Genomic DNA, 10,099 nt, shown 5'->3' with positions numbered 1-10,099 from the left:
AACACAATCATGCTTTTTGAATCATCTCGTTGTTTTAAAGCGTAAATCTTTTTCACTGCTTCCACATTGGTAGCATCACAACCAATTCCCCAAACGGTATCAGTAGGGTAAAGGATTATGCCGCCGTTTTTTATGACTTCGAAGGCGTTGTGTACTTCAGAATTTACATCCATTGTTGTTTTTTAAAATTTATTTTTCGAAATTTATTGTAATTTCATTTATAAAATCTAACAATTTGTCTTTAAAGAGAGATAAATTTAGCATGTCATACAAAACATTTATTTTTTTTTTTAGTTTTTTTGGATGCTGGTTTTTATAAATTTCGGGATAATAATCTTTTAAATGAATATGGATATTTTTATTGCTATCATCCAAAATATCCCAGGATTCTTTTCTTATGCAGGGACTGAATATAATAAATGTCGGGATCGAAATTGCTTTTGAAATATTAGTAGCTCCACCTTCATTTCCTATTAAGGCGTCACATTGTGATAAAAACACAATGAAATCCCTCAAATTTTTTGCATAGTAAGACATATTGATTTTGGTTTGGGTTTCAGGCAAGCATAAATCATAAATTAATTTTACTTCTTTAAGTTGACTAGGAATATAATTAAAAACCAATTTTACATCTTTGTATCCTGCAATTTTATCTATTATTTCAGCCATATTTTTAGGTGGAAGGCTTTTTGTCCTTTGGCTACCTAAAACACTAATCATAAAAATGGGTTTTGATGCATCAAAATTATTTTGAATTTCCAGTTTTGCTTTTAAAATTTCTTCCTGTGTAAGATAAATTTTGGGAAAGATGATATCAATTTCTTTTTTTAATGCTTTTTGAGCTAAAAAGAGTCTGAATGAATTGGCTGCTCCGTTGACTGAATAATGTGAACGTATTTTTTCGGTGTACATAAAATGAAAATACCATTTATATCGTCCTACTCTATGCTTTGCCCCTGAAAAAAACATTGGTAAAACACTGCTCCACTTTCCGTAAGCATCTATTACAATTTCATAATTTTCTTTTTTTAGTTCATTTCCCAATTTATATAAGTTAATAAGCCCTTTATGTTGTTTTGGATTAAAGAAGATCACCTTATCAATAAAAGGATTATTCTCGACAACAGCATAAGTATTTTTTTGAATTAGATAATGAACTTCAGCGTCATGATAATTTTTTTTTAGTGTTTCACAAATTACTGTGCTCGCCAAAACATCGCCAATCATTTTAATTTGGATTACAAGTAATTTCATAAGTTAGATAAATTAAGACCTGTCAATTTTTGTAGAGATTTAATTTTTTTTTACAATCACAAAGAAACTAAATTAAAAGTTAAAAATTGTTTTTTTGAAATCCAAAAAGGATGATATATATTTAATTGAAAATCCAATTATTTCTTTAAGTTTGTGAAGTATGAAGTTGTCTATAATTATCTCGACTTACAATTCAGAAGAATGGTTGCACAAGGTGTTGCTTGGCTATACTATTCAAACTGAAAATGATTTTGAGATTATCATTGCTGATGATGGCTCGACTAATAAAACAAAAGCAGTCGTAGAATCATTTAAAGACAAATTTATATATCCGATTCTTCATGTCTGGCATGAAGATAAAGGTTTCAGAAAATGTAAAATTCTTAATCAGGCCATTCTAAAATCGAATTCCGATTATTTACTATTTACTGATGGCGATTGCATTCCGAGGAAGGATTTTGTTGCTAATCACCTTAAAGAAAAAGAAAAAGGTTATTTCCTTTCAGGCGGTTATTTTAAACTTCCGATGATGATTTCAAAAGCTATTACGGATGACGATATTCTTACTCAAAAATGTTTCGATGTTTGGTGGCTTAAAAAGCAAGGATTAAAACTCAATTTTAAAATATCTAAACTTGTTCATAATCGCTATTTTACTGCTTTTATGAATTGGGTAACACCAACAAAACGTTCTTGGAATGGCCATAATTCTTCCGGATTTAAATCGGATATTTTAGCCATAAATGGTTTTAATGAATTGTTGGATTATGGTGGTGAGGACAGGGAAATGGGCGAGAGGTTGTTCAATTTGGGATTGTTTTCAAAACAAATTCGCTACAGTGCTATTTGCCTACATTTAGATCATGCCCGAGGTTATGCTAATGACGAAAATGTAGCCAATAATCTTGAAGTTCGAAAATTCAATAAAAAGAATAAAATTACCCGAATAGAAACGGGAATAGATAAACATTAAAATAAAATGTAATTTTGTAGCATGACAGCATCCGTTATTTTTAGTACTTATAATTCAGAAGATTGGCTCGAAAAAACCATCATTGGTTTTAGCGTGCAAACGTTCAAATATTTTGAAATTATTATTGCCGATGATGGTTCACGAGAAGCTACTAAAGTATTAATTGACAGATTACGTTCCGAAATTTCCATTCCGATAATCCATGTTTGGCATGAAGATAATGGTTTTCAAAAGTCGCAAATTCTGAACAAAGCGATTATAGCTTCCAATTCTGATTATTTGATTTTTACTGATGGTGATTGTATTCCCAGAGAGGATTTTGTTGAAGTTCATTTGAAATACAGAGAAGAAGGTTATTTCCTTTCCGGCGGTTATTACAAATTGCCGATGGATATTTCAAAAGCCATTACCAAAGAAGATATTATTTATCAGCGTTGTTTTGATTTGCAATGGTTAAAATCAATAGGATTAAAAACTAGTTTTAAGAACATTAAATTTATCACTTTTGGCTTATTGAGTAAAATCCTAAATTTTATAACGCCAACTAATGCTTCTTGGAATGGTCACAATGCTTCAGGATGGAAAAAGGATTTATTTGCAATTAATGGATTTAATCAGGAAATGCAATATGGTGGTCAAGACCGAGAACTTGGGGAGCGACTATTTAATAAAGGCTTGAAGTCAAAACAAATTAGATATTCCGCTATTTGCGTGCATTTGGATCACAAACGTGGTTATGTCAACAAAGAAACCTGGGAGAAAAACAAAGCAATACGGGAAAAAACGAAAAACGAAAAGGCAGTTTGGACAAATTATGGAATTAAGCATCCATAAAATAAAAAGTAATTAACAACATCTATGACAAATAAAAATAGAATTTTAATAACAAACGCATACGCTGTCAACAACGGAGATATGGCTCTGGTAGTTGCATTGCTACAGGTTCTTGAAAATAAAGGTTACGAAGTGTCTATAGCAACTTTTCATTACAAATTCTTGAAAAGCAAATATCCACAACTTCCATTACTAAGAGAATTGTTGGATTATAAGCTTCCTGTAAATGCTACTTTTTTTAAAAGATTTTTTTTAAAACTGAATTATTTTGTAAATAATAACTATAAAAATTTTGACGTTTATATTGGAAGTCCGGGTGGCTATATGAATTCGTATTACGGATTAAAAAAATGTTTGTTACCATTAGTAGCAGCCAAAAATAGTAATAAAAAAACAGCTGTTTATTCACAATCAATAGGGCCTTTAAATCAACGTGATACCAATCTTTTATCTGAATACGGAAAAAATATTGATATGTTATTGGTTAGAGATAACTATTCCAGAATATGTGCTGAAACCGCCTTGCCAAGTTCAAAAATATTACAGACAAAAGATGCTGCTTTTCTTTTAAAACCAAGAAAATCAACAGCCAAGAATTCAAAATTAGTTGCCATCTCAGTGCGTTCATGGAAACATGACAACAGAAACATGAATCTTTATTATGAGATGATGCAGACTATTGCTGAAAAGGTATTGGAAAGAGGATTTGATGTGGAGTTTATTTCTACCTGTCAAGGTGTTGAGAATTATGTCGACGACTCAAAAACGGCTTCAATAATAAAAGAATTGATTATTAAGAAAAATGATAGTTATCAAAATAGAGTAAATGTCGATTCTCAGTTTTATACTTTTTTTGAGTTGATGGATTTGCTTAATTCGAGATATACTTTTGTTGTTGGAACCCGATTGCATATGTGTATACTTTCTCTTATTAATGGCACACCTGCATTTAATATCAGCTATGAAATCAAAGGTAAGTATTGCTACGAATATTTAGGTTATCAAGATTATACTGTCGATTTTAATGAGACAACAGAAGAAGTTGCAACTAAATTTGATACTTTTTTAAATGATTTCAGCGATTTGAGTAATTCAGTTTATGATACTATTTTACATGTACATGGGGAAAGTATCAATTCGTTAAATGTCTTTTTAGACAAAATGAGAATGAATTAAATTAAGCTACTGATTTTTTAACACAATAAAATTGCACTATGCGTATTTGTATTACCCGTTCGAGTCGGAATGCGTACTCCGAAACTTTTATTCGGGACCAAATTGCTGAATTTTCAAAACTGGCAGCAGTTTATGCCATTTATAGTGGACGGCTTCCCGAAAAAAAGGAAGATGGTAAATTATTGAATTCGAAGTTATTCTGGCTGCTACATAAAGTTTTAAAAGGATTTGTCGGAAGGAATAATTACTTTGGGAATTACAGTGTAAAAAAATACCTTATCGATAATAAAATTGATGTTGTTTTGGCAAATTACGGAATGCCGGCTTCACATCTTATGCCTGTTTGCAAAAGCCTGAACATTCCTTTACTTGTTATTTTTCATGGGCATGATGCTACAGATGTTAAACTGATAAACGAATACCGCAACGAATACAAAAAACTTTTTGACTACGCTTCCTATATTCTTCCTGTTTCTCAGGATATGAAGCAAAAATTGATAGCTTTAGGAGCAAATGAAGATAAAATACGAGTGATTCCGTGTGGTGTGAATTCTGCTAAATTTAAACCTGAAGAGAGTACTGTAGAGAGAAAGAATTTTATTGCAGTAGGTCGATTTACAGAAAAAAAAGGACCATTACATACTATAAAAGCATTTTTTAAAGTGCTGCAAAAGTTTCCGGACACAAAATTAGTGATGGTTGGTGGAAAATCAGATCTTTTTGAAAAATGTGAAAAACTAGTAGATGAATTGCATATAAATAACTCAGTAGTTTTTACCGGAATACTTAATTCGGAACAAGTTTCTAATTTAATGAAAACATCTTTAGCTTTTGTTCAGCATTCCATTACCGCTCCAAACGGTGATATGGAAGGAACTCCGGTAGGTGTTTTAGAAGCAAGTGCATCAGGGCTTCCTGTCGTTAGCACGTTACATGGAGGTATAAAACAAGCTGTCATTCATGGTGAAACAGGGTTTTTAGTTCCTGAAAAAGATGAAGATGGAATGGCGGATTTTATGATTCAACTTCTGGAAAATCCTGAAAAAGCAAAAGAAATGGGTATCAAAGGACGAAACCATATCATTGAAAATTATCTCCAGGAAAACCAAATAAAAAAAATCTATGAACTTGCTAAACAAGCAATACGTTCATAGATTTTATAATATAAAAAATTATCGGATTACACCGCTACATCATACTCTCTCAAAGCATTGTTAAGCGATGTTTTCAAATCAGTTGATGGTTTGCGTGTTCCAATGATTAAAGCACATGGCACTTGATAATTTCCTGCGGCGAAAGATTTGGTATAACTACCCGGAATGACTACAGATCGAGCTGGTACATAACCTTTATATTCTTTAGGTTCGCTTCCTGTGACGTCAATTATTTTTGTTGATGCTGTCAGACAAACATTAGCTCCAAGTACCGCTTCTTTTTCTACTCGAACACCTTCAACAACAATACAACGTGAACCTATAAAAGCACCATCTTCAATGATAACTGGTGCGGCTTGTAATGGTTCTAAAACACCACCAATTCCAACTCCACCTGAAAGATGAACATCTTTGCCAATTTGGGCACAACTTCCCACGGTTGCCCATGTATCAACCATAGTTCCCTCATCAACATAAGCACCAATATTTACATAACTTGGCATTAAAATTACCCCTTTAGAAATGTAAGCGCCATATCTAGCTGTTGCTGGAGGAACTACACGGATTCCTTTTTCGGCATATCCGGTTTTTAGCAACATTTTATCGTGATATTCAAAAATTCCGGCTTCCCAAGTTTCCATTTTCTGAATCGGGAAATACATCACAACGGCTTTCTTGACCCATTCATTTACTTGCCAACCATTGGTTGTTGGTTCAGCAACTCTTAAAGTTCCTGCATCAAGTAATGCAATTACTTCTCTAATTGTTTTTAGGGTAGTTTCGTCTTTTAATAATTCTCGGTTATCCCAAGCATTTTCAATAATGGATTGTAAGTTGTTCATGGATTTTGAATTTTAGCAAAGATAATTGCATTTTTTTTAAATTATTTATTTAAATGATTTTTAATGTAACTTTGAAATAAAAACAAATGTCAAGAATTCTCGCCATAGATTACGGAATAAAACGTACCGGAATTGCCGTTACTGACGAGTTACAAATCATTGCTTCAGGCCTGACTACTATTCCATCCGAAACCGCAATAGCTTTTTTAACTACTTATTTTTCAAAAGAAAATGTTTCAAAAGTATTAATTGGTGAACCAAAGCAAATGAATGGCGAACCATCAGAAAGTACTCCAATTATTGAAAAATTTGTTGCTGCTTTTAAAACTGCTTTTCCTGAAATGCAAATAGTAAGAGTTGATGAACGTTTTACTTCTAAAATGGCGTTTAAAACCATGATTGATAGCGGATTAAAAAAGAAGCAACGTCAAAATAAGGGATTGGTAGATGAAATTGCGGCTACCATTTTACTTCAAGATTATCTAACACGAAAAATGATTTAATTTACCTATTTTTGCAAAAAAAAATCAAAAATGATTATTCCTATTTACGGTTATGGTGAACCAGTTTTGCGACAAGTTGGAGAAGAAATTACACCCAACTATCCTAATCTTTCTGCCATTATTGACAATATGTATGATACAATGTACAATGCTTATGGAGTTGGATTAGCCGCCCCTCAAGTTGGTTTACCCATTCGTTTGTTTATAATCGATACTGAGCCTTTTAGTGATAGTAATGATTTGACAAAGGAGGAGCAATTGCAATTAAAGAATTTCAAAAAGACATTTATCAATGCAAAAATGATTCTTGAAGACGGCAAAGAATGGGGTTTTAATGAAGGATGCCTAAGTATTCCTGATGTTCGCGAAGATGTGTATCGAAACGAAAGAATAACCATTGAATATTGTGATGAAAACTTCATTAAAAAAACAGAAGTTTTCGATGGCTTAATTGCTCGTGTTATTCAGCATGAATATGATCATATCGAAGGAGTTTTGTTTACTGATAAAATATCGATGTTAAAAAAGACACTGATTAAAAAGAAGTTACAGAACATTATGGATGGCAAAGCTTTCCCAGATTATAGAATGAAATTTGCAAATAAAAAAGGAAGATAATTGACAGTTATTAACTTTACAATTAAATATATTTGTGCCCTAAATTAAATTAAAAATGAACGTAGAAAAAATATTAGCCATTGCCGGAAAACCAGGATTATTTGAATTGAAATTGCAAACCCGTTCTGGCTTTTTAGCTGAATCATTACTTGACGGAAAAAAAATTACAGTGGGATTAAGTAGTAATGTTAGCTTGCTTTCTGAAATATCAATGTATACTTATACAGAGGAAAAACCATTAGTTGAAATCATGCGAGCTATTGCTATCAAAGAAGATGAAGGACCAACATCGGTTTCACATAAAGAAGATAACACCAAATTAATTGCTTATTTTCAAGAGATTTTACCAGATTACGATGCTGACAGAGTGTATGCTTCTGATATCAAAAAGTTATTAAATTGGTACAATATTCTTCAGGCAAAAGGAATGGTTTCGAAAGAAGAGCCGAAAGTGGAGAGCGCTGATGCAATAAAAGAACAAGTGGTTGAAGAAGTAAAGGCTAAAAAACAAGCATCACCTAAAACCAAAAAATAGTTAATTACTTTCTAATAAATATAAATCCTATTGCTGAATTCAGTGATAGGTTTTTTTATTTTTACAGAAACAACTAAAAAATGAATACTCGTCAACAGCAATTGGAAGCTTTCAACAGATTACTTGACATAATGGACGATTTGCGCTCCAACTGTCCGTGGGACAAAAAGCAAACGTTCGAAAGTTTACGTCATCTTACTATTGAAGAGACTTATGAATTGGGCGACGCCATTTTAAATAACGATTTGCAAGAAATAAAAAAAGAATTAGGCGATTTGTTGCTGCATATTGTTTTTTATGCCAAAATTGGAAGTGAAACCAGCGCTTTTGATATGGCTGATGTTTGCAATGATATTTGTGACAAATTAATCCATCGTCATCCACATATTTACAGTGATGTTGTCGTAGCCGATGAAGAAGAAGTAAAACAAAACTGGGAAAAACTAAAACTCAAAGAAGGTAAAAAATCAGTGTTAGAAGGTGTTCCTAAAAGTTTACCTGCATTGGTAAAAGCCAGCCGAATTCAGGACAAAGTAAAAGGAGTTGGTTTCGATTGGGAAGAACCGCATCAGGTGTGGGACAAAGTGCAGGAAGAATTACAGGAATTGCAAGACGAAGTTGCAATAGGTAATCAAGACAAAATAGAAGCCGAATTTGGTGATGTGCTATTCTCGATGATTAATTATGCCCGATTTCTAAAAGTAAATCCCGAAGATGCTTTGGAACGTACCAATAAAAAATTCATGAAGCGATTCATGTATCTTGAAAGCAAAGCCAGTGAACTCGGAAAACCATTAATGGATATGACTTTGGCAGAGATGGATGTTTTTTGGAACGAAGCTAAAAAGTTGTAGAATTTAGATAGGAGATTCAGTTAGCAGTTTTTTTGGCTTATCCCTTATCCCTTATCCCTTTTGCCTTTAATCTATTTTACTATATTTGAAAAACTAACCAACCAATTAACCAAAGCATGTTAAAAGAAAATACTACGTCAGTTCGCCCAGAGGGCTCGGGTCACCATTTAAAGCGTTCGTTAGGATTAATAGATGCGACTAGCATCGTCGCGGGTTCCATGATAGGTTCCGGAATTTTTGTCGTAACCGTTTATATGGCACGCGATTTAGGTTCGGCCGCATGGATTTTAATAACTTGGGTAATCACAGGATTATTGACCATGTCGGCAGCATTAAGCTATGGCGAATTGGCAGGAATGATGCCAACTGCAGGTGGGCAATTTGTTTATATTCAACGCGCTTACGGAAAACTGGCTTCATTTCTGTATGGCTGGACGGTTTTTACCGTAATTCAGACTGGTGTAATTGCAGCAGTTGCCGTTACATTCGCCAATTATACTGCCGTATTCTTTCCGGTTTTGCAGGAGGAAATTTTTAAGGTAGGAGACTTTTTTGTTTTTAAAAACAGTCAAGTTTTGGCTATGCTTTGTATCGTTTTACTAACCTATATCAACACCAAAGGAATCAAAAACGGAAAAACAATTCAGTTGGTTTTTACTTCAGCCAAGTTAATTGCGCTGTTTGCATTAATTGCTTTTGGATTGTATATTGGTTTCCATACTGACATTTTTTCCAATAATTTTTCTAATACATGGGAAGCAAGCAAAACGGTTTTAGATGAAACTACAAAAACCGTAACAGTTACAAAACTTACCGGAATTGCATTGGCCGGAGCTATTGGAGCCACAATAATTAACTCATTGTTTTCTAGTGATGCTTGGAATAATGTGACTTTTATTGCCGGGGAAATCAAAGATCCAAAAAAGAATATTCCGAGAAGTTTGTTTCTAGGGTCATTGACAGTTACAGTAATTTATATTTTGGCCAATATTGCTTATTTGGCTTTATTGCCATTAAATGGAACTCTTGAAGGTTCGGTGACTGATAACGGAATTATGTTCGCCGCTCAAGATAGAGTAGGTACGGCTGCAGCCAATATGATAATGGGAAACATTGGTGTTTTTGCAATGGCCGCATTGATTATGGTTTCGACATTTGGTTGTAACAGCGGATTGATTTTATCAGGTGGAAGATTATTTTACGCTATGGCTAAAGACAGTTTGTTCTTTAAAGGTGCAGGTGAATTAAACAAACACGATGTTCCGGCTAAAGCACTTTGGTTTCAATGTATTTGGGCTTGTATTCTTTGTTCATCAGGTAAATATGGTGCGTTATTAACTTATGCTACTTTTGCAT

General features: G+C 33.2%; 12 protein-coding genes. 9 read left to right on the top strand and 3 right to left on the bottom strand.

Annotated elements, in window-relative coordinates:
• Both ACOYLP_RS08315 and ACOYLP_RS08310 read right to left on the bottom strand, forming a co-directional pair.
• Nucleotides 1-173: L-threonylcarbamoyladenylate synthase (locus ACOYLP_RS08315; protein WP_422855716.1), on the bottom strand; the 173-nt coding region annotated here is incomplete at its 3' end.
• Between the two features lie 16 nt (nucleotides 174-189).
• Nucleotides 190-1,254: a glycosyltransferase family 9 protein gene (locus ACOYLP_RS08310; RefSeq protein ID WP_422855715.1), complete on the bottom strand. Its 1,065-nt coding sequence runs from the start codon at nucleotides 1,252-1,254 to the stop codon at nucleotides 190-192.
• A 160-nt stretch (nucleotides 1,255-1,414) separates the two neighbouring features.
• On the opposite strand from ACOYLP_RS08310, the gene ACOYLP_RS08305 reads away from it, so the two are divergent.
• The 4 genes from ACOYLP_RS08305 to ACOYLP_RS08290 are packed head-to-tail and all read left to right on the top strand — an operon-like array spanning nucleotide 1,415 to nucleotide 5,391.
• Nucleotides 1,415-2,227 carry a glycosyltransferase family 2 protein gene (locus ACOYLP_RS08305; protein WP_422855714.1) on the top strand — a complete coding sequence of 271 codons (813 nt, stop codon included), beginning with the start codon at nucleotides 1,415-1,417 and terminating at the stop codon, nucleotides 2,225-2,227.
• A gap of 21 nt (nucleotides 2,228-2,248) precedes the next feature.
• Nucleotides 2,249-3,061: a glycosyltransferase family 2 protein gene (locus ACOYLP_RS08300; RefSeq protein WP_422855713.1), complete on the top strand. Its 813-nt coding sequence runs from the start codon at nucleotides 2,249-2,251 to the stop codon at nucleotides 3,059-3,061.
• Nucleotides 3,062-3,085: 24 nt separating this feature from the next.
• On the top strand, nucleotides 3,086-4,237 hold the full coding sequence (locus ACOYLP_RS08295) for a polysaccharide pyruvyl transferase family protein (protein WP_422855712.1): 1,152 nt from the start codon (nucleotides 3,086-3,088) through the stop codon (nucleotides 4,235-4,237).
• 38 nt (nucleotides 4,238-4,275) lie between these two features.
• Complete coding sequence (locus tag ACOYLP_RS08290; RefSeq protein WP_422855711.1) at nucleotides 4,276-5,391, top strand: glycosyltransferase family 4 protein; 1,116 nt, start codon at nucleotides 4,276-4,278, stop codon at nucleotides 5,389-5,391.
• A gap of 26 nt (nucleotides 5,392-5,417) precedes the next feature.
• Here the strand turns inward: ACOYLP_RS08290 and ACOYLP_RS08285 are convergent, their stop codons facing one another.
• Entirely contained in the window at nucleotides 5,418-6,233 is an 816-nt protein-coding gene (locus tag ACOYLP_RS08285) for a 2,3,4,5-tetrahydropyridine-2,6-dicarboxylate N-succinyltransferase (protein ID WP_422855710.1), read from the bottom strand.
• 86 nt (nucleotides 6,234-6,319) lie between these two features.
• On the opposite strand from ACOYLP_RS08285, the gene ruvX reads away from it, so the two are divergent.
• The 5 genes from ruvX to ACOYLP_RS08260 form a co-directional block, all read left to right on the top strand.
• A complete protein-coding gene (ruvX, locus tag ACOYLP_RS08280) occupies nucleotides 6,320-6,736 on the top strand; it encodes a Holliday junction resolvase RuvX (RefSeq protein ID WP_422855709.1) in 417 nt (138 codons plus the stop codon).
• Nucleotides 6,737-6,766: 30 nt separating this feature from the next.
• Nucleotides 6,767-7,354: a peptide deformylase gene (def, locus tag ACOYLP_RS08275; RefSeq protein ID WP_422855708.1), complete on the top strand. Its 588-nt coding sequence runs from the start codon at nucleotides 6,767-6,769 to the stop codon at nucleotides 7,352-7,354.
• A 55-nt stretch (nucleotides 7,355-7,409) separates the two neighbouring features.
• Entirely contained in the window at nucleotides 7,410-7,889 is a 480-nt protein-coding gene (locus ACOYLP_RS08270) for a DUF5606 domain-containing protein (protein WP_422855707.1), read from the top strand.
• 80 nt (nucleotides 7,890-7,969) lie between these two features.
• Nucleotides 7,970-8,743 (top strand): nucleoside triphosphate pyrophosphohydrolase, encoded by a 774-nt coding sequence (mazG, locus tag ACOYLP_RS08265; protein WP_422855706.1) that lies wholly within the window; start codon nucleotides 7,970-7,972, stop codon nucleotides 8,741-8,743.
• A 116-nt stretch (nucleotides 8,744-8,859) separates the two neighbouring features.
• Nucleotides 8,860-10,099: APC family permease (locus ACOYLP_RS08260; protein WP_422855705.1), on the top strand; the 1,240-nt coding region annotated here is incomplete at its 3' end.

Source organism: Flavobacterium sp. (assembly GCF_049318325.1).
In the GTDB taxonomy this organism is placed as follows: domain Bacteria; phylum Bacteroidota; class Bacteroidia; order Flavobacteriales; family Flavobacteriaceae; genus Flavobacterium.
Note: the sequence above shows the minus strand (reverse complement) of the source record. Positions and strands in the feature narration are given on the sequence as shown.

Bases quoted from the DNA above. Each gene is read 5' to 3' on its own strand.
- ACOYLP_RS08305 (WP_422855714.1), top strand. From the start codon at position 1,415: ATGAAGTTGTCTATAATTATCTCGACTTACAATTCAGAAGAATGGTTG.
- ACOYLP_RS08290 (WP_422855711.1), top strand. From the start codon at position 4,276: ATGCGTATTTGTATTACCCGTTCGAGTCGGAATGCGTACTCCGAAACT.
- ACOYLP_RS08300 (WP_422855713.1), top strand. From the start codon at position 2,249: ATGACAGCATCCGTTATTTTTAGTACTTATAATTCAGAAGATTGGCTC.
- ruvX (WP_422855709.1), top strand. From the start codon at position 6,320: ATGTCAAGAATTCTCGCCATAGATTACGGAATAAAACGTACCGGAATT.
- ACOYLP_RS08295 (WP_422855712.1), top strand. From the start codon at position 3,086: ATGACAAATAAAAATAGAATTTTAATAACAAACGCATACGCTGTCAAC.
- ACOYLP_RS08270 (WP_422855707.1), top strand. From the start codon at position 7,410: ATGAACGTAGAAAAAATATTAGCCATTGCCGGAAAACCAGGATTATTT.
- def (WP_422855708.1), top strand. From the start codon at position 6,767: ATGATTATTCCTATTTACGGTTATGGTGAACCAGTTTTGCGACAAGTT.
- ACOYLP_RS08285 (WP_422855710.1), bottom strand. From the start codon at position 6,233: ATGAACAACTTACAATCCATTATTGAAAATGCTTGGGATAACCGAGAA.
- mazG (WP_422855706.1), top strand. From the start codon at position 7,970: ATGAATACTCGTCAACAGCAATTGGAAGCTTTCAACAGATTACTTGAC.
- ACOYLP_RS08310 (WP_422855715.1), bottom strand. From the start codon at position 1,254: ATGAAATTACTTGTAATCCAAATTAAAATGATTGGCGATGTTTTGGCG.